Source organism: Arsenophonus endosymbiont of Crataerina pallida, from assembly GCF_964020125.1.
GTDB lineage: Bacteria > Pseudomonadota > Gammaproteobacteria > Enterobacterales > Enterobacteriaceae > Arsenophonus > Arsenophonus nilaparvatae.
The window spans coordinates 1,945,825-1,970,459 of the sequence record NZ_OZ026540.1; the positions used below are offsets into that span (position 1 = coordinate 1,945,825).

At 39.1% G+C, this 24,635-nt stretch carries 27 protein-coding genes, 3 tRNA genes and 2 pseudogenes; 14 read left to right on the top strand and 18 right to left on the bottom strand.

Annotated elements, in window-relative coordinates; translation table 11 throughout:
- The first annotated feature begins 385 nt into the window (after positions 1 to 385).
- The 7 genes and pseudogenes from AACL31_RS10300 to AACL31_RS10330 all read left to right on the top strand — a co-directional run bounded on the left by AACL31_RS10300 (position 386) and on the right by AACL31_RS10330 (position 6,164).
- A complete protein-coding gene (locus AACL31_RS10300; RefSeq protein ID WP_310512377.1) occupies positions 386 to 595 on the top strand; it encodes a cold-shock protein in 210 nt (69 codons plus the stop codon).
- A gap of 529 nt (positions 596 to 1,124) precedes the next feature.
- Complete coding sequence (locus AACL31_RS10305; protein WP_310512378.1) at positions 1,125 to 1,451, top strand: hypothetical protein; 327 nt, start codon at positions 1,125 to 1,127, stop codon at positions 1,449 to 1,451.
- Positions 1,452 to 1,789: 338 nt separating this feature from the next.
- Entirely contained in the window at positions 1,790 to 1,990 is a 201-nt protein-coding gene (locus AACL31_RS10310; RefSeq protein ID WP_310512379.1) for a hypothetical protein, read from the top strand.
- Positions 1,991 to 3,086: 1,096 nt separating this feature from the next.
- A pseudogene (gene dtpA / locus AACL31_RS10315) lies at positions 3,087 to 4,548 on the top strand (dipeptide/tripeptide permease DtpA).
- 304 nt (positions 4,549 to 4,852) lie between these two features.
- Positions 4,853 to 5,251: a GFA family protein gene (locus AACL31_RS10320; RefSeq protein ID WP_310512380.1), complete on the top strand. Its 399-nt coding sequence runs from the start codon at positions 4,853 to 4,855 to the stop codon at positions 5,249 to 5,251.
- A 227-nt stretch (positions 5,252 to 5,478) separates the two neighbouring features.
- The gene (locus tag AACL31_RS10325) at positions 5,479 to 5,751 is read left to right on the top strand and encodes a phosphate-starvation-inducible PsiE family protein (protein WP_422389283.1); all 273 of its coding nucleotides are present in this window, start codon (positions 5,479 to 5,481) and stop codon (positions 5,749 to 5,751) included.
- Positions 5,752 to 5,933: 182 nt separating this feature from the next.
- Positions 5,934 to 6,164, top strand: a complete 231-nt coding sequence (locus AACL31_RS10330; RefSeq protein ID WP_310512382.1) for a hypothetical protein — start codon at positions 5,934 to 5,936, stop codon at positions 6,162 to 6,164.
- 2 nt (positions 6,165 to 6,166) lie between these two features.
- Here the strand turns inward: AACL31_RS10330 and AACL31_RS10335 are convergent, their stop codons facing one another.
- On the bottom strand, positions 6,167 to 7,135 hold the full coding sequence (locus AACL31_RS10335; RefSeq protein ID WP_339053060.1) for an IS110 family transposase: 969 nt from the start codon (positions 7,133 to 7,135) through the stop codon (positions 6,167 to 6,169).
- Positions 7,136 to 7,265: 130 nt separating this feature from the next.
- Between AACL31_RS10335 and AACL31_RS10340 the strand changes: the two genes are divergently transcribed.
- From AACL31_RS10340 to AACL31_RS10365, 6 genes are all read left to right on the top strand, one after another.
- Positions 7,266 to 7,757, top strand: coding sequence for a LuxR C-terminal-related transcriptional regulator (locus AACL31_RS10340; RefSeq protein ID WP_310513106.1), 492 nt, complete (start codon positions 7,266 to 7,268; stop codon positions 7,755 to 7,757).
- Positions 7,750 to 9,582 (top strand): excinuclease ABC subunit UvrC, encoded by a 1,833-nt coding sequence (gene uvrC / locus AACL31_RS10345; RefSeq protein ID WP_339053061.1) that lies wholly within the window; start codon positions 7,750 to 7,752, stop codon positions 9,580 to 9,582. Before AACL31_RS10340 ends, uvrC begins: the two co-directional genes overlap by 8 nt.
- A 53-nt stretch (positions 9,583 to 9,635) precedes the next feature.
- Entirely contained in the window at positions 9,636 to 10,184 is a 549-nt protein-coding gene (pgsA, locus tag AACL31_RS10350; RefSeq protein ID WP_310513108.1) for a CDP-diacylglycerol--glycerol-3-phosphate 3-phosphatidyltransferase, read from the top strand.
- A gap of 131 nt (positions 10,185 to 10,315) precedes the next feature.
- Positions 10,316 to 10,391, top strand: a tRNA-Gly gene (locus tag AACL31_RS10355).
- Between the two features lie 33 nt (positions 10,392 to 10,424).
- Positions 10,425 to 10,498: transfer RNA gene (locus tag AACL31_RS10360), tRNA-Cys, on the top strand.
- Positions 10,499 to 10,505: 7 nt separating this feature from the next.
- A tRNA-Leu gene (locus tag AACL31_RS10365) sits at positions 10,506 to 10,592 on the top strand.
- Positions 10,593 to 10,733: 141 nt separating this feature from the next.
- Here the strand turns inward: AACL31_RS10365 and AACL31_RS10370 are convergent.
- The 11 genes from AACL31_RS10370 to AACL31_RS10420 form a co-directional block, all read right to left on the bottom strand.
- Positions 10,734 to 11,750, bottom strand: a complete 1,017-nt coding sequence (locus AACL31_RS10370; RefSeq protein ID WP_339053062.1) for a tyrosine-type recombinase/integrase — start codon at positions 11,748 to 11,750, stop codon at positions 10,734 to 10,736.
- A 2-nt stretch (positions 11,751 to 11,752) separates the two neighbouring features.
- Positions 11,753 to 11,971, bottom strand: a complete 219-nt coding sequence (locus AACL31_RS10375) for a DUF4224 domain-containing protein (protein WP_310513192.1) — start codon at positions 11,969 to 11,971, stop codon at positions 11,753 to 11,755.
- Between the two features lie 151 nt (positions 11,972 to 12,122).
- Entirely contained in the window at positions 12,123 to 12,368 is a 246-nt protein-coding gene (locus AACL31_RS10380; RefSeq protein ID WP_339053063.1) for a hypothetical protein, read from the bottom strand.
- A gap of 23 nt (positions 12,369 to 12,391) precedes the next feature.
- Positions 12,392 to 12,568 carry a hypothetical protein gene (locus AACL31_RS10385; RefSeq protein WP_339053064.1) on the bottom strand — a complete coding sequence of 59 codons (177 nt, stop codon included), beginning with the start codon at positions 12,566 to 12,568 and terminating at the stop codon, positions 12,392 to 12,394.
- A gap of 176 nt (positions 12,569 to 12,744) precedes the next feature.
- Positions 12,745 to 14,169 carry an SNF2-related protein gene (locus AACL31_RS10390; protein ID WP_422389245.1) on the bottom strand — a complete coding sequence of 475 codons (1,425 nt, stop codon included), beginning with the start codon at positions 14,167 to 14,169 and terminating at the stop codon, positions 12,745 to 12,747.
- Positions 14,141 to 14,935, bottom strand: a complete 795-nt coding sequence (locus AACL31_RS10395) for an antA/AntB antirepressor family protein (protein ID WP_339053065.1) — start codon at positions 14,933 to 14,935, stop codon at positions 14,141 to 14,143. Before AACL31_RS10395 ends, AACL31_RS10390 begins: the two co-directional genes overlap by 29 nt.
- Before the next feature lie 65 nt (positions 14,936 to 15,000).
- Entirely contained in the window at positions 15,001 to 15,768 is a 768-nt protein-coding gene (locus tag AACL31_RS10400; RefSeq protein ID WP_339053066.1) for a BRO-N domain-containing protein, read from the bottom strand.
- A gap of 306 nt (positions 15,769 to 16,074) precedes the next feature.
- The gene (locus tag AACL31_RS10405; protein ID WP_339053067.1) at positions 16,075 to 16,863 is read right to left on the bottom strand and encodes a KilA-N domain-containing protein; all 789 of its coding nucleotides are present in this window, start codon (positions 16,861 to 16,863) and stop codon (positions 16,075 to 16,077) included.
- A 61-nt stretch (positions 16,864 to 16,924) separates the two neighbouring features.
- The gene (locus AACL31_RS10410; protein WP_339053068.1) at positions 16,925 to 17,206 is read right to left on the bottom strand and encodes a VRR-NUC domain-containing protein; all 282 of its coding nucleotides are present in this window, start codon (positions 17,204 to 17,206) and stop codon (positions 16,925 to 16,927) included.
- The gene (locus AACL31_RS10415) at positions 17,197 to 17,418 is read right to left on the bottom strand and encodes an ANR family transcriptional regulator (RefSeq protein ID WP_339053069.1); all 222 of its coding nucleotides are present in this window, start codon (positions 17,416 to 17,418) and stop codon (positions 17,197 to 17,199) included. The genes AACL31_RS10410 and AACL31_RS10415 overlap by 10 nt, the downstream gene beginning before the upstream one ends.
- A 26-nt stretch (positions 17,419 to 17,444) precedes the next feature.
- The gene (locus AACL31_RS10420; RefSeq protein WP_339053070.1) at positions 17,445 to 19,508 is read right to left on the bottom strand and encodes a DNA polymerase; all 2,064 of its coding nucleotides are present in this window, start codon (positions 19,506 to 19,508) and stop codon (positions 17,445 to 17,447) included.
- A gap of 89 nt (positions 19,509 to 19,597) precedes the next feature.
- Between AACL31_RS10420 and AACL31_RS10425 the strand changes: the two genes are divergently transcribed.
- On the top strand, positions 19,598 to 20,011 hold the full coding sequence (locus tag AACL31_RS10425; RefSeq protein ID WP_339053071.1) for a hypothetical protein: 414 nt from the start codon (positions 19,598 to 19,600) through the stop codon (positions 20,009 to 20,011).
- A gap of 36 nt (positions 20,012 to 20,047) precedes the next feature.
- Here the strand turns inward: AACL31_RS10425 and AACL31_RS10430 are convergent, their stop codons facing one another.
- The 6 genes and pseudogenes from AACL31_RS10430 to AACL31_RS10455 form a co-directional block, all read right to left on the bottom strand.
- The gene (locus AACL31_RS10430) at positions 20,048 to 20,281 is read right to left on the bottom strand and encodes a hypothetical protein (RefSeq protein ID WP_310513681.1); all 234 of its coding nucleotides are present in this window, start codon (positions 20,279 to 20,281) and stop codon (positions 20,048 to 20,050) included.
- Between the two features lie 45 nt (positions 20,282 to 20,326).
- Complete coding sequence (locus AACL31_RS10435) at positions 20,327 to 20,521, bottom strand: hypothetical protein (protein WP_339053072.1); 195 nt, start codon at positions 20,519 to 20,521, stop codon at positions 20,327 to 20,329.
- A 134-nt stretch (positions 20,522 to 20,655) separates the two neighbouring features.
- The gene (locus tag AACL31_RS10440; protein ID WP_339053073.1) at positions 20,656 to 21,210 is read right to left on the bottom strand and encodes a DUF2815 family protein; all 555 of its coding nucleotides are present in this window, start codon (positions 21,208 to 21,210) and stop codon (positions 20,656 to 20,658) included.
- 40 nt (positions 21,211 to 21,250) lie between these two features.
- Entirely contained in the window at positions 21,251 to 22,219 is a 969-nt protein-coding gene (locus AACL31_RS10445; protein WP_339053074.1) for an IS110 family transposase, read from the bottom strand.
- Between the two features lie 149 nt (positions 22,220 to 22,368).
- Positions 22,369 to 23,712, bottom strand: a pseudogene (locus tag AACL31_RS10450) (DUF2800 domain-containing protein).
- Positions 23,684 to 24,625, bottom strand: coding sequence for a hypothetical protein (locus AACL31_RS10455; protein ID WP_339053075.1), 942 nt, complete (start codon positions 24,623 to 24,625; stop codon positions 23,684 to 23,686). The pseudogene AACL31_RS10450 and the gene AACL31_RS10455 overlap by 29 nt, the downstream one beginning before the upstream one ends.
- Between the last annotated feature and the right edge of the window lie 10 nt (positions 24,626 to 24,635).

The window sequence follows — 24,635 nt, forward strand, 5'->3', positions numbered from 1 at the left end:
AAATGAAAATAGTAAAGTAATTTACTCAATATTAAAAATAGAATTAATTATTACCGATTGATATAGGAAGTTTATAAATATAATTTTATATCAAGCTATTTTAGGATGGATAATGTATAAGTTATTAAAATTATTAAATTAGTAATTGATATAGTTAAGGGGACCTATATATTTTTTATTGTAATTTTTTTATTTTTTTGATAGAAAATAGAGAAAAAGGTTTTTCGCTGTTAACTTTTTTAAAGTGACTAATAGCACTAAAATATAAAATAGTTTGTTATTGTAAATAAAGTATGTAATAGCATAAATATAAGCGGTAATAATATATTGCTTAATATCCATTTGCGTTATTAAAAAATCAATTTATGGTCTCAAAGGAAAAAAAATGGCAAAGATCACAGGTACGGTAAAATGGTTTAGTGAAAAAAAAGGTTTTGGTTTTATTACACCTGAATGTGGTGGCAACGATGTTTTTGTTCATTATACTGCTATTTTTGGTAATGGTTATAAAACATTGATAGCAGGTCAGAAGGTAGCATTTGATATTCAAGAAAGTTGTAAGGGTTTCGCTGCTAATAATGTAATGATTATTTGATTATTACTAAGATGATAAGTTATGAGTTACTCAATTGTAAAATAATTTATTTGATTGGCTATATTGATATTTTATTAATCTTGAATATAACAGCATGAGTGTTATAGCTAATAATAAATTGAATTTTGCTATATTGTATATTATGTGTATTATTTTATTATTGTTAATAAATTTTTTGTACTACATTATTATTGTTAGCGAAATGTAAAGTTTAATATAAATACTAGTCATGTTAAATAAAACAATTTAATCGTCATTCATTATTTAATACTCATTGATTTGAATTCATAATTTTCTATTTTTTCGTCATGTTGTTTTTTTGAGGACATGTTAAAAAAAGAAATGTGAAGCTATAATTGGTAGCAAATAAGATAAGAAATTGTTATTATACAAAAATTTAATTTAATATCGAGTATTTACTATAACGTATATGATTAAAATGCACTTAAGTAAAAAAATAACTAATATTTGTTAGTTAATTATAAAAATAGCACTAGCGTTAAAAAGAAATTGGAGTTTTAACTATTTTATGAAAAAATTTTTATGGGTTTTAATTATGATGCAAGTTTTATTCTCCTCAGGATGTTCTGATGAGAAGTCTAAGATTGAAGCATACAAAAATAATTTTGTGAAGCATTGCATAAATTCTGCAAGTGGTACTGAAGATAAAATAAATACTATTACTGATGTGTGTAATTGTGCCTTTGATAAAATAGTTAAAAAATATGGTATGAATAAGTTTATACAATTAGATAAACAATTGAAGGATAATGGTTATAGTCCCCCAGAAGTTGAGCAAGATATGGTAAATATTGTTAAGTTTTTCTTGTCAGAGTTAAAGGAAAGCACACATTAATTTTATATCTTGGCGCTGTTAATATCATTTTGATTAATCAGCGCTTTTATAAAAATTAAGTTAAATATAAAAATTAATGACATTAAATTTATTCTAGCTATTTTTAAAATCCCATATTATTTTCCATTGTTAATTTTAAAATTATTGCAAATATGAATTAGAAAAAATTTTTCTGCTAGATTTAGATAAATATTTCATATTATATAGATTGTTTTTGTTTTGTTAATATTAATTTAAAAAAAAGTACATCTATTTTTTTTGAAATAAAATTTTTAAAATTGAAATTTATAGCTTATGCTTATAATTAATAAATTAACTAAAGTGGATAATCATTGATAATGAAGCATAATCAAAATCTAGAATATACATTAGAGTCAATGGCTTATTATCTTGCTATTCAAATAGTTTCTAAAACATCTCATTCGTGGAATTCTAATGACTTATTGGCAGAATTGGCTGGAATATTGCCAATGTGTATAGAAATAATTAAATTTCAGCAAGAAAGCGTAAAGCAGAAAAGTGATAAAATTTTACAATAACAATAAATTTATTTTTTCATAAAAATGGTATGATTATTTTTAAAATATAAATAAATTTAATGCTCTCTTCTTTGTAATAAAAATTTTTAACGCTAATAATTAATTCATATTTTTCGTGCTGGCATTACCTTATTTTATTATTAATGAATATAATTTTTGTTACTAAAGTTTAAACTAATAATTTTACTTTAGATGGTATGTTTTTATCTAATTTAGCACTTATTTGAAATTCTATTTTTTATAAAATATCCAATCATTAAAATTAACTCTAGTATTTTGATTGATTCATAACTCTTCTATACTTAGTCAGTAACACCTTTTTATAATTAATTTTCATATAATATTAAAAAATTACATAATCGGATTTTGGCCTAGAATTGAGTAGTTGGGTAAAATAAGGTTTAGCAATTAAGTTTTGTTTTGAGCATAAGATATCCAATTTATACTGATTTATTTTTTTTGAATCCGATATTTTCCATTCATTTTTATATTATCAAATGTTTATTATAAATTTTTAGTAATTGCATTATTGGCTTATAACTTGCTGGAAATAATTATGTTGATTTTTTGTGGTATTACATTCCAATTGATCAATGTGTTGTTTTAGATTAAATGACATTTTTACAAAATATGAAGTTATTATTACATAATATAGATTTTTTAACATTAAATTTTAATTTCAAAAGGAAACTAAAATATCAGTTGATAGTCATATATCTTCTAAATTTTGCCTGTTGTTATACTTTACTACTAATTAATTCTTTATTTTTTATGCATAAATGGCGTATATTGCTATATATGCTTCATTTACTTATGTAAAAGTTAGATGTTGAAAACAGAATATGGAATGTATTCAAAAATCTTAACTTATTGAATATATTTGCTATATTGGTTCTCTTCCCGCGTTGTTATAAGCATGAAAACAACGTGTTATAAATGATGGTGATCGCATGATTATGTCGTAATTGACAAACTAACCGTGATCACTAGTTGGGATTATTTAGCTTTTATTTGATATTTTAACTTATAACTATAAAGTAAACGGCAATGTTGCATGCATGTGCATATAAACGTATTAGCTGTATAGAGGTAACTTGTGTCCACAATGAATAATACCAAGAATATCAGTTTGAATGCTTTCAAACAACCACGTTCTTTTTATCTCATTTTTTCAATTGAACTATGGGAAAGATTTGGCTTCAGTGGTTTGCAGGGGATTTTGACAATCTATTTAACTCAAATGTTAGGAATGTCTGAAGCTCAATCTTTTATATTATTTTCTGCTTTTACTGCACTGGTCTATGGTTTTGTTGCAATTGGTGGATGGTTAGGTGATAAGGTATTAGGTACAAAAAGGGTTATTATACTAGGTGCTATCGTACTTGTTTTTGGTTATGCTTTTATTGCTTATTCTAGTCACGATGTTTTATTAGTGTATCTTGGATTAGCAACCATTGCTGTTGGTAATGGTTTATTTAAGGCAAATCCTTCTTCGTTACTTTCCACTTGTTATGATAAAAATGATCAGCGTCTCGATGGTGCATTTACAATGTACTACATGGCTGTCAATATTGGTTCATTCTTTTCCATGTTGGAGACCCCCTGGCTGGCAAAGCACTATGGCTGGGATATTGCATTTTCATTGAGTGTAATTGGCCTGATTATTACTTTAGTTAATTTCTTAGTATGCAGAAATTGGGTTAAAGACTATGGCTCTAAACCTGATTTTCGACCAATCGAATTGTCTAAATATTTTTTACTATTGTCGGTATAGTAGCACTTATTATACTGTCTAATTGGTTATTGCATAATATGGCTGTGGCAAGAGCCGCCCTGGCGATCATTTCATGTTTTATTGTAATTATTTTTGTTAAGGAAACTATTGCATTAAAGGGTACCGCTCGCAGAAAAATGATTGTGGCTTTTATTTTAATGATAGAGGCAGTTGTATTTTTTGTACTATATGTCAGATGCCAACATCATTAAATTTCTTTGCTATACACAATGTAGAGCATAATATTTTGGGTATTAGTATTGATCCCGCCCAATACCAAGCTTTGAACCCACTTTGGATCATGCTTGCTAGTCCGATACTTGCATCGATATATAATAAAATGGGTGATAATTTGCCTATGCCTTATAAATTTGCGATCGGAATGGTACTTTGTTCGACTGCATTTCTTATATTACCATTAGGCGCAAAGTTTGCGAATGAAGCAGGTATTGTTTCTGTTAAATGGTTAGTACTCTCTTATGGATTGCAAAGTATTGGTGAGTTGATGATTTCTGGCTTGGGACTAGCAATGGTTGCGCAGCTAGTACCTCAACGCTTGATGGGATTTATTATGGGTTCATGGTTTTTAACCAGCTCAGCTGCTGCTTTTATTGCAGGTTTTATTGCTTCTATGACGGCAACTCCTCAAGGTGAATCATTAAGTCCTTTAGTATCATTGGGCATATATAGTGATGTTTTCATGAAGATAGGTATTGTAACAGCAGTTATTGCATTAATTATGTTACTTACTGCGCCATTACTTAATCGTATGACTCAAGTATAAATTAGATATCTTATACATAAGAAGCTATTGAAGATATTTTCAATAGCTTTTTTATTATTATAATTTCAAATAATTGAGTGCTTTTACCTTTCCGTATCAATTTAAACAGAAATTTTTGGAAAGTCAGCATTGATTTGATTAAGCAATTTTTTGTTAAAAAATTATCGTTTTTGAGATAGTCAAATAGCATAATAACGAGCCGGATCACATATATATTACTCAAACCTTTTGGTTAAAAAATAGTTATTGATTTTAAAAAATTGCTATGTTTTTATTTGTTTTTTAATAATAAAAGGGCATGTTTATGCAGTATCAGGATCAATCTTTATATCAGCCAGTTATATTAAAAACAGAACAACTTTGTTATGAAATCTCTGTCTGTAATTGTATGATATGTCAAAAATGGAATGGTGATCTGTTAATGACCTTTATTGTTGAAAATGGTTTGTCCATCGAAGGTAAGTACTATGTTAGTTATTGTCGCTATTCTATATGGCTAATGCGAATATTTTGCCATAAATGTGGTACGCATCTTTTTTCTAAGATGTTTAAATCTGAAAGTTATTATGCCAATGCTGTTTTATTTGAAAAGAGTAAAATGGGTTTTCTAGTTACTCAATTTTATGTTGGTTGTAATCCTTTGCATTATAACCTTATTGAAAAAACGGCATTGTTTACAGAGCAACATATCCTTAATACTTAAAAATAAATTAAACCAGTTTTTGTTAGATTTATAATTCTATAATCATCAGTATCTTGGTAAAATTTTAGTTGATGGTATTGAGGAGATTCAATGAAAATAACTGAATATAATATCAATATATCAAGGTTGTTACAGCTCACTTTGAATTTTAACTCGCTGATCTTAGCAATATTACTGGTATTTTTTTAGCTAGTAAAACTTATCCGTTAGCATTATTATTATTTAGTATTAATTTAGCACAATCATCTTACTGTTTACTTGCAGCTATCTTCAGTTATTTTCTTTATTTTGTATTTATTTCGTTATTCATTAAATATTTCCAATCAGATTATCATTTTTCTTTACATTATTTTATTTATATTGGCACTATATTTGTTGTCAGTTTGATTATTATTGTTCATAAATCTGCTGTCGATATTATTATTTATGATGGAGTGCTGTTGTTATTGTTTTTGGCTTTATGTTTTGCAAATACTGAAAAAATAAAGTGCGAACAATAGTATAAATTTATATTTCAAATTATTTTATATTGATTATAAATAGTATCTTGAATAATTAATATTATTTTTATTTTATTAACTTTCTATTTTTAGTTATAAAATATAGTGATTGTCTAGCATAAATAAATTTATATATTAATGATAATGACATTTTCATTACTTATAAGAAGAGGGAGATTTCTTTGATCAGTGTGTTATTAGTGGAAGATAATGAGTTTATTAGATTGGGAATGCAGTCTATTTTTGATAAAACAAAAGGTATGAAAATAGCTGGGCATGTTGTCTCTTTGAATCAAGCCATACAATGGTGCCGAAAACATACGGCGGAAATTATTTTATTAAATGGCAGAACAAGCGACTATGAATTAATTAAAAAATTACAAAGTTTAATTAGCAACTGTCTTGAACGTTAAAATTATGGAGAAACGTGATGGTACGACTCATTCCATTCTTCGTTCTTTCTGAGCATCGCGTTCAGGATAGTCAGCAGCTTGAGCATACAGGCGACCAGCGCCACTTTTTTGGCTTTTCCCGCTGCAAGCAGACGCATGTAAAAGGCTTTTATCACCGGATTAAAGCGAGTTGCTACAAGCGCGGCCATATAAAGTGCTGTTCGGACTCCGTCCCTTCCGCCAAATATGGTTCGCCGACCACGCATGGTACCCGAGTCCCGGTTTATGGGGGCAACGCCTACAAGCGCGCTAATAGCTCGCCTCGAGAGGCTGCCCAGTTCGGGAAGCTCCGCCAACAACGCAGCAACTGTCATGGTACCAACCCCTTTAATGCTGCTCAGCCTAGCGGCCAGATCCTTAAAGTGGTTCCTTATGTGGTTGTTCATATCCTCATCGATTCTGGCAAGTTCATCTTCCAGCGCCTTGATGATGATGTTGATGCTTTTTCTATTCTGTGGATGTGCGGTATACAGCCTATTACGTTCTGCCACCAACATTGTAATCAACTGGCGTCTGCGTACGACCATCGCAGCAAGAACCTGACGTTCTGCATTTGGCAGAGTCCGGATAAAGCGCTCTCGCTCCGGATGTCGATTAATAACCTCTGCCATTTGTGCAAGCACTTTGGCATCAATACGGTCAGTTTTTGCCAGATAGCCCATAGCGCGGGCAAAGTCTCGGGATTGTCTGGGATTGATCACAGTGACGTCAAAGCCTTCAGCCTGGAGCGAGCAGGCCACAGTAGCTTCAAGCCCGCCAGTTGCCTCCATCAGAACCAACACCACCGAATGCTTTCTCAATTCGGCGATAATGGCATCAAAACCGTCAGAGTCATTACTGACCGTAAACTGTGCAATATCACAGCTGGCTGCTATGTCCAGCGTTGCTTTAGAAACATCAATACCCACACAAAGTGGATTTGGCTGACTCATGATTACCCATCCTTGCAAATGCGTTATGGAGTACGGACAACTGTTCGGGTTTCAGATGAGTGGCTCAGTGTATGCGCCGGTCGCTAATTAACGGGCTTAAAACCCTAGGAGGAATCGGGCTGCATGCACCTTGCCAAATCTAATCGTAACTATTTTAAACCGTTTTCAAGATACAAGGATGATCCCTGATATAGGCATAATTATGTATTCTACTGAAAAGAAAAATATCTATTTAATGGAGGCGCTAGAAGCTGGAGCACGAGGTTTACTGAGTGTGAAGGCGAAAGAAAGCGATTTACTGCATGCCATTCGTGTCGTTAAATTAAAGCAAAAATATTTGTCGCCGGATATTGCACAATGGCTGGTATTGTATCAATTAGATACAGAAATGAGCAATCCTTTAAACCTATTATCTGATCGTGAATTACAAATTATGCTTATGGTGACGCGTGGTATACCGGTTGGCGAAATAGCAAAACAGCTCAACTTAAACACAAAAACAATAAATAGCTATAGATATAGAATGTTTAGTAAACTAAAAGTGCGTAGTGATGTAGAATTAACTCATATAGCTATAACGAATGGATTGATTCAAACAGAGAGTTTTTATTATAGTGCCTGAACTATTTGAACCGAAAGTATTTTTGCAGACAGTAACCAATCAACCAGGTGTATATCGTATGTACGATACATCTGGGGTGGTTATTTATGTCGGCAAAGCTAAGGATTTAAAAAAACGGTTAGCGAGTTATTTTAGAGGGCAAGTAACGAGCCGTAAAACCGAACAACTTGTTAAAAATATTGCTCAGATTGACATTACTGTAACACATACAGAAACCGAGGCTTTATTACTTGAACATAACTATATTAAACTTTATCAGCCTCGTTATAATGTTCTGTTAAGGGATGATAAATCCTATCCTTATATTTTTTTAAGTGCGGATAAACATCCACGTTTGGCTATGCATCGTGGTGCTATGAAAGCAAAGGATGACTATTTTGGCCCATTTCCAAGTGTTCATGCTGTCAGAGAAACGCTGGCTTTATTACAAAAGTTATTTCCATTGCGTCAGTGTGAAGACAGTGTCTATCGTAACCGATCCAGACCATGCCTCCAATATCAAATTAATCGCTGTCTTGGGCCCTGTGTTAAGGGGCTGGTTGCTGATGAAGAATATCATCAACAAGTAGAATATGTTCGTTTATTCTTATCGGGTAAGGATCAGCAAGTTCTTAATCAATTAATCCAAAATATGGAGCAGGCCAGTCAAGCTCTTAAATTTGAAAGTGCAGCGCGTTATCGCGATCAAATACAAGCCGTTAGAGCGGTTACAGAGCAACAATTTGTCACTGGTAATACGCAAGATCTAGATGTAATTAGCGTTGCTTATCACTTAGGTATTGCTTGTGTTCAGGTGCTCTTTATTCGCCAAGGGAAAGTACTTGGTAGCCGTAGTTATTATCCAAAGATCCCTGCAAATACGCAATTAAGTGAAGTTGTGCAAACATTTTTAGGTCAATTTTATTTACAGGGTAGTGAAATTCGTTCTTTACCAGCAGAAATATTATTGGATTTTTTATTACCGGAAAAAGCGCTATTTGCTAATTTATTGACTAAAATAGCGGGACGTAAAATTAACATTCAAGTGAAACCGCGAGGTATAAAAGCTAAATATTTAAAACTGGCTCGTACTAATGTAGCGACAGCATTGACAACCAAAGTTGCACAACAATCAACTATTCACCAAAGAATAGAGGCATTAGCTGACTTGCTAGGACTAGAAAATATTTATCGCATGGAATGTTTTGACATTAGTCATACATCGGGGCAGCAAACTGTAGCATCTTGTGTTGTTTTTGATAGTAATGGGCCCTTACGTTCTGAATATCGTCGTTATAATATAATTGATATTACGCCTGGTGATGACTATGCTGCTATGTATCAGGTTTTAACGAGACGTTATGGTAAACATGTAGATGAAAATAAAGTACCGGATGTTATTTTTATTGATGGTGGCAAGGGACAACTGGCTCAAGCAATCGGTGTATTCCAGGCATTAAATGTTGATTGGGACATAACGCGACCCAAATTGATAGGGGTAGCTAAAGGACATGATCGCAAAGCCGGCTTAGAAACATTGTTTTTTAAACCTGATGAAGAAGGTCTTTCATTACCGCCTGATTCACCAGCGCTACACTTAATACAAAATATTCGTGATGAATCACATAATCACGCGATTACAGGACATCGTCAGCGTAGGGCGAAAGTTAGAAATACCAGCACCTTAGAGTCTATTGAAGGGGTAGGTCCTAAACGTCGGCAGATGCTACTTAAATATATGGGGGGCTTACAAGCTTTAAGTAATGCGAGTCTTGATGAAATCGCAAAAGTGCCAACGATTTCATATGCACTAGCAGAAAAAATTTATAATGCGTTAAAACAATAAGCGTAGTGGAATTGTATATATATTTTATTTTGGCCAGACAATTATAGAGCATGATGCAATTAAATATTCCAACTTGGTTAACACTTTTTCGTATCATATTGATTCCGTTTTTTGTGTTATTTTTTTATCTTCCTTTTTACTGGGCGCCTTTTGTTTGTGCGTTTCTTTTTGTCATTGCTGCGTTAACGGATTGGTTTGATGGTTTTCTTGCCAGATTGTGGCAGCAAACAACCAGATTTGGTGCATTTTTAGATCCGGTCGCTGATAAAATTATGGTAGTAACGGCATTAGTATTGGTGACCGAATATTATCATACTTGGTGGGTTACATTACCGACAGTGACTATGATAGCGCGTGAAATCATTATTTCCTCATTACGGGAATGGATGGCGGAGGTAGGAAAACGTAGTTGTGTAGCTGTTTCTTGGATTGGAAAATTTAAAACAGCCGCCCAGATGCTCTCATTAGTTGGATTACTGTGGCATCCTAATATTCAAATTGAGGTAATTGCTCTCATATTACTTTATTTTGCGGCTATTTTAACGTTTTGGTCTATGTTTCAATATTTATCTGGCGCCTGGAAGAATTTGAATGAAGCTTGATCGAAATGATTGAAAAATCAGCAAACGAACCGAATTAATTAATAATAGTATTGACTCAATACATGAAACAAGTAGAATGCAGCGCATCAAACGATGCTGGGTTTAACAAACTAACTAAGTATTGTGAGAATGCGGGAATAGCTCAGTTGGTAGAGCACGACCTTGCCAAGGTCGGGGTCGCGAGTTCGAGTCTCGTTTCCCGCTCCAATATCAGCCCTACATATAAGCTAGATTGAGTAGGGCGCGTTGGCAGAGTGGCCATGCAGCGGATTGCAAATCCGTCTACCTCGGTTCGACTCCGGGACGCGCCTCCAGAATTTAGCCCAGGTGGTGAAATCGGTAGACACAAGGGATTTAAAATCCCTCGGCCTTAAGGCTGTGCGGGTTCAAGTCCCGCCCTGGGCACCATGAAATTTTCTGTTTATTATCAATACCTTAGTAAGTAAAAGCTTAGTCGGTTAAGACCGAATTTTTGTGACCAAGATCACCTTTCAGAACATCTTCAGAAGATGCTTTCAGAAGATAAATTGAGTTAATTTGAATATTTATTCATTTCTTCTGATTACCTACGACCGGTACGACTTCTATTTTTCTGTCATATCTGGCAGTCTGACCAATATTTTTATGGCCCGAAATGGCTTGCTTTTCTTGTAGTGTTCCTTCTAAATCAGATATACCTTTTGCTTTTAAATCATGAAAGGTAAAATTGAAATCCAATTCAGGGTATTTTTTAGCGGCTTCTTCTTTAGCTTTTAACCATCTACTATTAAAGCCATCTCTGATATATAGTTTTCCATTTGCTTGATGTAAAACGTATAAGCTATTAACACCTTCTTTTAATGGTAATTGTTTAGCTAATTTTATAGCTTTAGTTAATCTTTCGGACCAACCTTTTATCTGGCTTTTGCCGGTTTTCCCTTGTTTGATATAAATTCCTGCTTCCATGAGTTGATCTTTGCGTAATGCTAAAATATCTCCTTGCCGAGCACAGCAAAGATAGGCTAATTCCATGGCGATCTGAACAATAACCGGTGAAATAGAATATAATGCGTGATACTCTGTATCTGTAACATAACGATCACGGGCTATTTCTTTGTATTGTTTAACGCCTTTACACGGATTATTTTTTACTAATCCTCGCTCATATCCCCATCGAAATACTCTGGACATAAACGATTTTTCTCTGTTGGCCTGTGTTTTACTCTTTAATCCTCTTTTATCCATATATTTTCTAATATGTTCAGGTTTAATATTATCCGGATTCATTTTGCCAAAAACAGGAATAACTTTTTTGGAATATTTTTGATAATCATTCTGCGTGTCTTTCGATAATTCGATAAAATCTGCTGAACATAGAAATTGATTAATCAGCGATTCATAATTAAAAATATGTTTCTCGTCATTAACGTATTGTTCATAGTGACTCCAAACAACAGATTTATCTACATTTAGAGCACATAAACGAATTGTACGACCATTTGGGTGTTTAAACTCGTATGCAGATCTCCCACGAAATACACGTGGGGGCATCCAATTATCCGTAGGATTTTTTCGTTTTCCAGACATAACTACATAGCTCCGAAATTTGGTTTCTCAGCAAAATTAATATCAAATTTTTTTGAAGAGGGGTTATTGAAATGCTCCCATGTCGTTTTGGGGCGACCATCAGGCCTCTTAATAAAAAATATTCCCGCTTCTTCCAAAACTTTGCATTGTTTGGATGGTTTCTGATAGCCTGTTAACTCTTTCATTTGTTCATCTGTAATAAACATAGAATTATTATTCACGTTTATGTCCTCATTGAAAAACTCACAACGTAATTTTCCCTGGTGTTGGCCAGCCTTGCGCTGGTCTTTTTTAATAGCTGAATGCTTACCTTTCGATATGGATAATTTAAGTGAGGTAAATTCAGGTGGGATAATGCTTATTCTCTTTATGCTACTTCTTCAAGGTATCAAGGAATACACCCAAATAAACAATGAGTGCTGGCACTATCATGACGCCGATAACCATTAGCTCTTGCCCACCTAAATGGATATTGCCTAATTCGCCACGCTTAAATCTGATTTGCGGGTCAATGACGGCATTGGCGTGCGCAATGTGACCAACAATGAGTTCGAAGGCAAACGCTGCACTGATAAAAAGTAATGTCGTGATTAGTAATTTGATGATGTTAAGTTTCATGGTTAAACCTCGGTAAAATTAGCTTATTTCTTAACGCAAATCGCTTTGGCGTTGATATCCTTGAAAGTTTCAAATTCCTGCTCAAACTGTTTAGCGGCGAATTGGCACATATTCTCAGTGTCGAATTCCTGAGTATGAACACTTGCAAAGTTACTGGATGCGTAAGGGCTGGCGTACATGGACAATATTAAAATCCACATGGTGAGTTCTCCGTTGTTAATGAGAATAGTAATGTTAATGATAACCATTTGATTTAAATATATAAATATTTGTAAATTTAAGGTTAATTCTTTATTTTTCTTGTATAGTTATTTGGTTGTGTGTTTGCTATTCACAATTTTTCCCCTGGTGTTGGCCAGCCTAGCGCTGGTCTTTTTTATTTCCTTTTCATCGCTTCCAGCAATAAATCCTGAATTTCTCGTTTTGAATTACGGCGCGCCATCACCACTTCATCGAGTGTATCTTTAGCGACGATATGGTGAATAAAGACAGGGCGATTGTGTCCTGCTTGCGCTTGACGAGTGGGGCCGATACGCTCGATAATTTGCTGGTACTGCTCTAAGTCCCACCAGTGGGAGAAAAAGACCAGAATATTACCGCCGTCCTGTAAATTTAAGCCGTGTCCACAGCTTGCGGGGTGGGCAAAAAGCAACGGGATTTTGCCACTATTCCAGTTGGTAAGCGTTTGTGGGTTAGCGTCTAACATTTTGCCTTTTGGAAACGCGTTTAAAAGTCTTTCAAGGTCATGTTTCCAGTGGTAAGCGACCAGTACTGGCGTCCCTCCTGATTCATTAACAATACTCTCCAGTGCCTGGATTTTGGCATCGTGTATCGCTGTCCAGTTGCGATTGTCATCGCTATAAATAGCGCCTGCTGCAATTTGCAAACATTTTATTGTTTTGGCCGCGGCATTTAACGCTTCAATCGCACTCTCGCCCAATTCAAGAAACAGTTCTTTTTCCATGGCCTGATAGTGTGCTCGCGCTTTCGCGGGTAGTTCAACGTTAATAACGTTGTGTACGGGTTCGTCGATATCAAACCAATCAGCGGCATTAAGGGATAGCGTGACATCGCTGAGTGCTAACTGAATTTGTTGATGAGCAAACCCTAAAGGCTCAAACCTGCTCCACTGTTGCCCGGGGAACTGGATACGGTTAAACCAGCGAGACGTAAACGCATTATGGGTTCTGCCTAGCCGTTCGCCCTGGTCAACAAACCAGGCTTGCCCCCATAAGTCCATCAGGCCATTCGGTGAAGGCGTACCGGTCAGATTTACCCAGCGATGAACCGATTTATGGGCGATTTTGGCGAGTGCAGCGGTGCGTTTACCGCCTTTGCGTAGCCGGAATGATTTTAACCGGGTGCTCTCGTCAGCGATAATCGTGCCGAAAGGCCAGCTGTCACCTAGTGTTTCAACCAGCCAGACGAGATTGTCATAATTGACCGTAAATACGCTGGCATGGGTATTTTTGAGTGCTGTCATCCGCGTTTTTGCAGTGCCAATGATAGGCTGCACTTCAATATTACGCAGGTGGCCCCATTTAAGCGCTTCGTCAGGCCAAGTGGATTGGGCTACCCGTAAAGGGGCTAATACCAGTGTGGGTTTGGTTTCACTGCCTGATAAATAGAGATTTTCTAATGCCGTCAGGGTTGCTGCTGTTTTACCCATTCCCATCCCCGCCCAGACATTTGAGCGTTTAATATCGAGCAGGTGATTGATAATGAGATTTTGGTAAGGGCGAGGGGTGAAGGTTTTTGCGATTGTCTTTTGTTCAGGCGACAATCTGGATAGTTTTGTCATGAGTATGTAATCCGTTCCAGTTCTTTTTCATGGGGAGTTTGTCAGCCAAATACTGGTCATAAAGTCGCTGTGCGCCTTTTCTGAGCAAAACAGGGCGATAGCTAATAAAGCTATTTGCACCATGGGGGCTTATTTCGTTTTGTTTTTCGGTTAAATATTTATCCCGAGCGGTAGCGGCAACACGCCAGCGTAAATTGTTGCCGGACTTACTTTCGTTATAGAGCCAGTTTTTTGCTGCAAGGTAATGATTTATCTGTTGACTGTTTACCCCGTTAAGCATTTTGCTAAATTGGGTAGGGGTCATGCCTTCTTTAAAGAGATTTTTAAGGCAATCGTTTTCGGTTGATAGGCTTTTATTTTCCAGTAATAACTTTTCTTTCTCCTCCTCGGCACGAACAACCATCAGTGCCAGTTCTTTTGCCGTCGGTAGTAATGATTGAGTTTGCAAAACGCGTCGTTCACATTCAATAAAATACTGTCTGGCCTGTTTCCCTTTTTCGTTGCGCTCAACCATTGATAGTTCTTTTGCCATATCAAGGGAAATTGCGTATTCCTTTGCTGGACGGCCTCCGAAGGGGTTTTCCCCAGAATTGGTGAAAACTATAAAGTCGACATTTTCAGCAAATCCATATTGCTTAATCCTGTCTTTTATCCATGTGGTAAAATCTTTACCTATTTCCAAAAATTCATGTAAATCACGGGCATTAACCGTCTGGATCAATGCGCCATTAATGTTTTTTGTTTTGATAGTGATTAAATTTGACATAAGGATATTCCTCAATAGTTAAATTGATGAAAGATTGCCCCTTTAAAAAGGGGCGTTAAGATTAATTAGTGACGTTCTAAGAAGTGGGTCAGTTCACCTTCGTACCAGTGATCGGTGCGCGCGGTGATTATCCCGATTTGTTGATGGTGGAAGTGATCAAAAAGCTGTTTTATTTCCGCTAAAACGGTATCGATATTCTCACGCTTACGTAAAAGTCGTTTGATAACCTGTTTTTCAGCGTCATTGATAATTTGGCGTAATGATTCTGTGATGTAGTAAATCCGGCGACATTCGTCAGCCATTAAAGGTATATGCGCTACCTGAAAACGTTCTGGTGAGGGCGTGCCCGTCACTTCGCGCAAAGCCAGCCACACCGCATTACTCCATGAACGCTCAAACCGGAAGCCATTTGTCATACACCAGACTAAATGTGTTAGATTGCGCGTATCTGAATGGCTAAAACGCTCTACGGCTTTTGGTTGGGGTTGAGGGTGATTATAGTTAGGGGTTTGATTAACAGCTTGTTTATCGAGAATATCCAGCACCCATTTTCTGAACTCTTTTGCTACAGGTGTACGGGCAAACATGGCGATCAGGTGAGCACCACGTAGAGAGAAAATACGGGTTCGAGCCTTTAAATTCCCCGAGAGAGTTGATTCGACTATCTCGGACATTCCTACAGAAAACTCGTCGGAATTTTGTTTATATAGCATAGTTACTGCATTACTAGTTGCATACTGAAGCGCTTTTGCAAGTACGGCAGAGGTAAACCAGATTTCGCCATTACGGGAAATAGTTTCAAGAATGGTGTTACGAAAAATTAAAGTAGTCATAGCAATGATTTCCTTGTTAGTTAAGGACAATCACCACCTTTGAGGTCAATCTTGGGTGGCGAACTGGACGAGGTTGACCTTACCGGCTAACAAGGACCCGGCGAGCCTTTCGGCTCCCCCATCCAGCCCACCATTGATTCTTGATATGGGGCAGACTGACGCATAAAAAAACACGCTTCTGGCGTGCTATGCGCCTTGTTAGTTACAGCGAGAGGTCAATCCCGACATCTGATTTTGCAGATGCAAATAAACTATAGCGCATGATTTTTGCTTTCGTCAATGGGTATTTAAAATGTCAATATTTTATTATGTTGCTGCAATTCCGTTCATCATGATGCTTAGCAATCTGGGAAATTGGCTATCATAGAAATGGGGCTGAGTCTGACGGGGATGGTTTGGGTCAGTTAAGTTTTTTCCAAACTGTAATCCTCTTTCCGTCAGTGACCAGAATAGTTTTTCCTTGTCAGGATGTTTGCTACTTGGGCGTGATTTACGCTCAACAATACCTAATAATTGCAAACGTTTAAAGCCGGATGGCGGACTGTAAGGCTTACCATGCAGCAGTAAAAGCTCCGTAAAAGAGTGCGTCACTTCGCTTGATACTGTCATGCTTCCTTCAGGTGCATCAACGGCGTAAGCAGGTAGTACATCTGGCATACCAAGGGAAGATTGCAAGTTTTTCATTGCACCAAGTAGACCAGAAGGGGCGATACGCAGCTCTTGTTTGTAAAAAGCGATCATGGCTAAACCAGCTTGCACTTTATCGGTTAGCGGTTGTGTAGGTGTAGCGATAACTTCATCGAAAGTACGAATAACTTTAAGATTAAAAGCTGCGCTAATCCACATGGCGTAGGCGTAAACTAGTTCTTTAGCAACGTAAGTTCCTTGCTCGACACCTCCTCGAATGACCGATACCGGAATTCCGCCCTCGCTCAAAAATTGTTCAATTAATTCTTGAGTTTGTTTATTAGCAAGCCAATATGCAGGACTGTCTTTTTTAAGATCACCAGCGGCTTTATGTAAATCATTTAGACAATAACGCCCGAAAGCGTCTTGACGAACAACGGTATTTTCAATAACAACTAATTTAGACATGGAAACACGCCTCCGTAGTTAAACAAAGAGAATCAATAATATATAGTGACTTAAAGGGTTCTTAGTCCACAGTGGGTAAGATGCTGCTTAAATCGTGACTGTCCAGTACGATGACCTGATGGCCTAGGGCAAAAAGCCGTGCGTGTTCGCGTAATTGGTAGGGGGTGGGTTTTTCGCCCGGTGCTTTACACTCCACAAAAATAATCTTGCCATTGGGGAGTGCAACTAATCGGTCAGGTACGCCTCGTCGTCCCGGTGAAACAAATTTATAGGCAATGCCGCCGATTTTTCGCACCTCACGCACCAAATGTTTTTCAATGCTCTCTTCCCTGATTAACCGCATGGATACATCCTTTTAATATGTTCCCGTTTGATTTGCATCAGGCAAAAATCGCCGGGGTGTTCACTCCAGATACGATTATTGCGATTACGCGCCAGTCGGTTTGCCTGTGACCATGCGCGCGCCGCTTCATGGTATTGGCCTGACTGTTCAAGGTGTACCGCATCCTGTGCTGCCTTGAAATAAAGTGGGCTGTCGTTTTTTATAAAGGCCATGATGTTTGTTTTATCCTGTGTGTTATTTATTCCTTGCGATAGCGATAAGTCTCAAACCCCGCTGCACTAAGCGGTAAATCAAAAGCCCAATCCGGATTAAAACTTAACAGTGTACTTAACCCCTCAGCGGAAAATTGTGGGGTATCGGGCGCTTCGCTGATAATTTCATCATGGACGGTTAAGACAATCGCATAACCCGCCTTTTCAATGCGTGGCATGCTATAGGCCAAGACATCGCGTGCGGCGGCCTGACAGATATTTTCAGTAATTTTACCGCCGTAGGTTTTTAACCGTTCCCATTTTCGGCTGTAGGGATTAGTCCCCATGTAGGTGATTTGTCCATTCTCTATTCGCGCAGAAGGGTAGCAAAGACTACGACCTGATGGTAGACAAATTCTGAGCCAGCCTTTATCGCGACGAAGGCTAAGTTTACGGCACTTAAACACTATCCCCGGTGACTGAATGACTTGTTTTACAGTGTCTTCAATGTCGTACCAGAATGATACGGTTTGTGGATGGGCATTGCGCCACATGCGCTTAAGGGAATCGCAGGTAACAAAGACTTTTTCGCTGAGACCATACGTTTTATCTGTTTCAACGGATTTTTGATACCAGCTTATTGCCTCTCGTTTAACGTTAGGGGGAATGTTAGGTAATGCGGCTTCCGCCAGTTCCGCTAAGTCAAGGCCGTAGGCGAGGGCAAATGTCAGAAATGCCGCAACGCCTCCACCATAGCCTAAGCCGAGTTCCATTACCTTACCGATTTGCCGTTGGGCTTTGGTGACGCTCTCAGGTAAAAGATTAAATGCGCGCGTGTAGGCGAGTTTATAGAGGTCATCGCCTTTGCCGTTATCAAATTCGCTAAAAGCCTTGACTTTCCAGTTTTCTCCTGCCAGCCATGCAAGCATGCGGCCTTCAATATTTGATAAATCGGAGATAACCAGTTTCTTACCGGGGGGTGCAATAATACATCCTCTTAGCGCAGAACTGGTCAGTTGCATAATGTCATCACAAATCAGCTCGGCGCAACCGGCTTTTAACGCTTCAATCCCGTTATCAATGGTCTTTTGGTCAAGCGTGGGTCGGGGGAGATTATCCGGCTGAAAAATACGCCCCGCCCAGCGTCCGGTCCGTGAGGCGCCACAAAATTGCTTGGTTCCTCGAAGTCGTCCATCTGTGCTTACCGATTTTAACAATGCTTTGTATTTACTGGTGCTGGTTGTACACGATTGCAAACGGACTGACAGCAGTTCGCGTAAAGCAGGGGGGATGTTCGGGTCGTTAATGCGGCGCTGTAGCGTGCTGGCTTGCATATCCGGTAATGTGATGCCAAATGCTGAAACGATGTGTTGTAAGAGAGCATCGCGTTGTGTTGCGTTTTGCACGGCATTATCTGTTAATTGCTGGGTGACGGTTGATAACCGTTTTTGCTCGTTTTCAACGGCAGTCAAGGCGCTTTTCGCCAGTTCAACATCCATGCACATCCCACGGCGATTAATCTTTTGGTCTAACTGCCATAATTGGGTTTCGTCCACACTCATATTCCAACCCGGTAAATGTTGATAAATCTCGCGCATGGCTAAAATATCAGAACCTGCGTATTGCTTAAAACGTTGCCATTCCTCTGCGTGAGTTAACGCCGTGGCGCGTTGTATTTTGCTATTTTTAGGACGCGGTTTGCAAAATAGCTGTATGAGCGCTTTACCTTCTTTATCTTTGGCGTTATCGCTATTGACGTTGAAGATATCGCAAAGCGAACCAAGTGCGCCAGGTAAGCCATGTTCCAGTGCTTGCACCAAGGTATCGTGAACGCGGGATAAGGGTAGGTCAATATTTAACACCTGTTTTAAAATTACCGTATCAAACATGCCGCCGTTGTGCCAGACGGTTAAAATCGCAGGGTCATCAAGATAAGCTTTTAAATCTGTGGGCATCGTTTTATCTTGCGTTACATCCCAGACCTTGACAGAGCCGTGATTGTACGCATACGCAAAAAGTAATATTTCTGCATTTTCAGCGTATCGATGCGTGCCACAATTAATCGGAATATCGCTATAGGTTTCTAAATCGCAAAATAGTAAATTTTGCATGTAGGAATTCCTCAAAGTTAATTGATGAAAGATTTTGCAGATTGAACCCTAAACCCGTTATACTTACCTAAACACGGGAGGATAACGTTATGGGTCAGGTTGCATTTGATGCACTACAAGCATCGGAAGAACTAGAAAGTGCTGGCATTTCCAGAGAACAAGCCAGAGCCATTTCACTTGTCGTACGTAGATCGCATGAGGTTGCAGATGTTGCGACTAAAGCGGATATTGTTGAGGTCAACCGCAATATTGCTGATGTCCGCAAGGACTTATCGGCTGAGATAGCTGATGTTCGTAAAGACATGGCTGTTCGTTCTGAGAAAACGGATGCTCAAATCGCTGATGTCCGTAAGGATATTGCTCAGATAGATAAGCGCCTTGATTTTTCAGAAAAACGGTTTGACAGACTGGAACAAAAATTTGACCGGCTGCAATGGTTCTTATTGGCGGGTATTCTCGGTTTACTGTTTAAAGAAATAATCCCTAAATTATGGGGCGGTTAATTTTATCAATATGCCAGTAATAAGTGTGTTGATTGCTTAAATGTTTCTTTTAAGGCAGTTAGCGTCTTGAGCAATGCTGTGTAATAAAACAGCGATTTTCTCTCTGATAATTACTGCAATCCTGATTTTTTCAATAAAAACACCTTGTATTTCTATATGTTTAGCTTTGATTGTTGCTAGTTTGTGTAAGCCATAAATTGCTGTTTTCAACTCCTCAATATTTTTTAATACTGAATCTATAGAGGTTTCTTTTCCGGTAAGATAATTCATCTTTTACTCCTTGATTGAATCTTTAACATCTGTACAGCCCCCAACTTACCGATGCATTTTTGCCAGTCGTTTATTCTCTTTTCTCAGGTATTGATTTTCTTCTGCCAGTAGTTGAATCATCTTGATTAATGTCTTGGTTTCCTCATCGGCATAAACGGGTTGCGCTAAGTTAAGTAAATAACGGCCGTTGTTACTGGGGTTAGTGAGCGTAAGGACTTCAGTCATATTATCTAATTTCATTTTTAAGCCTCCTTGAGTTATTTACACTTTACATATCAAATTTCCCGTAAGCTAAATAGAGTAAAAACTACTCATATTTTTAATCGATGCCTGATTATTTAGCCACTTCAGGCCGCAGTAGTTTCTCTGGTGTTTTAAAAGGCGATATCGTCTTCTTCCTCAGCCATGCTCAGGTCGTCAAACTCGTCAACGGAGGCCACGCTTCCACCGCTAAAGGCATCGCCATCCCGGAAAAACTGAACCCCTCTTAAGGAGGCTGAAACCCCTTTACCATTATTGTCATAGGCATAAAATTCAATGGTGGCGTTAACGTAACAGCCAGAGTAGGGACGACCGTCCTGTGCGGTGAGTGGTGTACAATTTACGTCAATGACTAACGGACGATCTTTATTACTGGCGGTGATGTACATATTTCCGGCATAGCCATCGTATTCTTTATTGTCGCCATCGCGGAAGCAAAAACGGTTGTTGGAGTGGCAGATGCTGTTATAAATTTTTTCTACCTCTTTGGCTCCCCATTTTTCCTTAATGACCGCCTTAATCCCCGTTTTGATTTCTTCAATCAGGTCAGTACGGCTTTTGGCGATAAGGAAATTGGCACGGTATTTGAACGCTCCTTGACCACTGACTTGCGTAGGTTCAAATAATTCAGGAAAAGCCAGACGTACGTTGTTTAATTTAATTTTCATCACGTTACCTTTTAATTAGCAACTGTCTTGAACGTTAAAATTATGGAGAAACGTGATGGTACGACTCATTCCATTCTTCGTTCTTTCTGAGCATCGCGTTCAGGATAGTCAGCAGCTTGCGCATACAGGCGACCAGCGCCACTTTTTTGGCTTTTCCCGCTGCAAGCAGACGCATGTAAAAGGCTTTTATCACCGGATTAAAGCGAGTTGCTACAAGCGCGGCCATATAAAGTGCTGTTCGGACTCCGTCCCTTCCGCCAAATATGGTTCGCCGACCACGCATGGTACCCGAGTCCCGGTTTATGGGGGCAACGCCTACAAGCGCGCTAATAGCTCGCCTCGAGAGGCTGCCCAGTTCGGGAAGCTCCGCCAACAACGCAGCAACTGTCATGGTACCAACCCCTTTAATGCTGCTCAGCCTAGCGGCCAGATCCTTAAAGTGGTTCCTTATGTGGTTGTTCATATCCTCATCGATTCTGGCAAGTTCATCTTCCAGCGCCTTGATGATGATGTTGATGCTTTTTCTATTCTGTGGATGTGCGGTATACAGCCTATTACGTTCTGCCACCAACATTGTAATCAACTGGCGTCTGCGTACGACCATCGCAGCAAGAACCTGACGTTCTGCATTTGGCAGAGTCCGGATAAAGCGCTCTCGCTCCGGATGTCGATTAATAACCTCTGCCATTTGTGCAAGCACTTTGGCATCAATACGGTCAGTTTTTGCCAGATAGCCCATAGCGCGGGCAAAGTCTCGGGATTGTCTGGGATTGATCACAGTGACGTCAAAGCCTTCAGCCTGGAGCGAGCAGGCCACAGTAGCTTCAAGCCCGCCAGTTGCCTCCATCAGAACCAACACCACCGAATGCTTTCTCAATTCGGCGATAATGGCATCAAAACCGTCAGAGTCATTACTGACCGTAAACTGTGCAATATCACAGCTGGCTGCTATGTCCAGCGTTGCTTTAGAAACATCAATACCCACACAAAGTGGATTTGGCTGACTCATGATTACCCATCCTTGCAAATGCGTTATGGAGTACGGACAACTGTTCGGGTTTCAGATGAGTGGCTCAGTGTATGCGCCGGTCGCTAATTAACGGGCTTAAAACCCTAGGAGGAATCGGGCTGCATGCACCTTGCCAAATCTAATCGTAACTATTTTAAACCGTTTTCAAGATACAAGATGGATTTATCAGCGAGTGCCGCTTCGGTCACATCGTCAAAGTCGTTTAAGGGATTAATAACAAGGGCAGGGCGAGGGTCAGATTCCGGTGCGATAACGGGTTTCCCGTCTGCTCGCTCAATAAGCGCTTCCAGTTTTGCCCAGCGACTCGGTTTGTCTTTTTTAAGTAGTTTCTCAGCCTGTGGCGGACTGATAATTTTCTTGTGGTAGATTTGTTCCTGTTTAAGTTTGGCGCCTTTTAACAGTGCTTCGGCTTCACGTTCATCACACCAGGTGCGATTACCCTGTTTGCCCGTAACCAGTTTAAAGCCCGGTACTGATTGCCCATTATGTAATGCCTCAGCGACCCGATTGCGTAAGGCTTTACAAAAGCTCTCTATCAAATCGACATGCGGGTAGAGTGTTGCCATTTGCCCAGGGGTTAGTAACGTAATACGTTTTGGCGCATCACTTAATTGTGGTGCGAGCGGTTGGGTTAAATCGACAAAATCACCTTTGACTTCATTATGGACAAATTGCGCCTGGGCAAAACACAATCCGCCTTTTGCTTTGCAGAATTGGCATTGCTTGATGCCCGGTGAAAAGGCATTATCCGGGAGGGAATTGATACCGCTGTGCTCGGCAAGGGTGGCCATCTCCATGGCTTTTTGCGCCCTCAATCTGGCTAAGTCACCAAAGTCTTTTAAATCCTCAACCGATACTGCCCATTCGGACAGATGGTTAAGTCTGGGCTGATGAATAAAAAGACGAACCGTTTTAAAATCATAAATAAGGTCAAACTGATGTAACGCCCCCAGGGCATAGAGCATAAGTTGCGCATTTTGCCTGGCATCGACTTTAACGCCTTTACCGTATTTCAGGTCATGGATTTGCAGTTCACCATCGCTGACAATAATCGCATCGGCGGTACCAAATGAATTATCGACGCCGATGACCTGGGAAAAGTCAACTCGCTCCTCAACCTGTAAGATTTTCCCGTCCGCCAGTTGCCAGACAGTATCAACATAGGTCTGGACGTGCTCAATCATCTCCTCATCCACTTGTGGCGAGTTGGCTTTTAACAATGGATACGTGCCGATATAGTCTTTCGCATCAAATCCAGATGTTCGTCTACGCCCGTCACTAAACGGGTTCTGGCGCATACGCAAGATGCTTTCCGCTAACGAATGCGCCGCGCGACCTTCTTCCGCAAACGGTGATGTTTTATCGGGTAGGGTAGCGTCTAATGCGAGACTGCCGGCACATTTTAGTCATCTATGCGCTGAGGAGGGAGAAAGTTTTGCATGTTCAGCCATCGCTACCCTCGGCGTTATCATCGGCTAAAACGCGTTGGGCTTTCTCGATAAACTGAACCAGATTGTCATCGGTAACGTCACCCATCTTTTTAGCGTTGAATGAGGCGAGGATATCCAGCGCTTCATTGCGATATCCGCCTTTGACCAGTTGAGTAATGCAGGCCGAAGCCTCACTGCGAAGTGCCTTAAAATCAATCGGTTTGGCTTCTGCTGGGGTAGGCAATTCACACAGTAATGACAAGGCAAATTCGCGACGATCGGTAATGCCAAAGAGATTATCCCAGTTAGCCAGTATTTTTAGGCATACGTCGAAGGTTTTGGCTTTAGGAAGAAATGTCACTTTAGGTAACCCGTTTAAGGCGCAATAAAGTGCATCAATTTGCCCGGTAACGCTATCTGCTTTTTCGGACGCAAAAGTCGCTTTGGCTTTAGCAACTTGCGTATTGTCAGGTTTAAGCGCTTTATCCCCAAACAAGACAGACAGGGCGACCACGTGACGCAAATCAAGTGATTCAATATCCACCGGTTCGGGCTTAGGCGCTACTTCAGGTGCTTCAATAATCGGCTCAATTGGTTTAACGGCTTTAGCAGGTTTCGTTTCGGTCTTAGGGGCTTTAACCTTTTTCTCGGCGACAACGGGGGCTGGTTTGTCTTCGGCTTTAGTGTGTGCTTTGACAACAGGCTCAGGTTCAATCGCTTCTTGAGGTTCAATGGTAACCGATGGCGCAACAGGTTGTGGCTTAACATCCGGTGTGAAGGGTTTCGGCTTTTTCACCCCTGTCGGTTCGTTTGGGTCACTGGGGTCATTTTCAGTATGTCCGACCAACTGACTGATTAACATTTTATGGGCTTCGGCCAGTTGATTGTGCGCCATGATCATTTGCGTGTGGTTTTCTGCCAGTCTTGCCAGCAGGGGGCTATTTGCGGTAAGCATGATGTGTCGA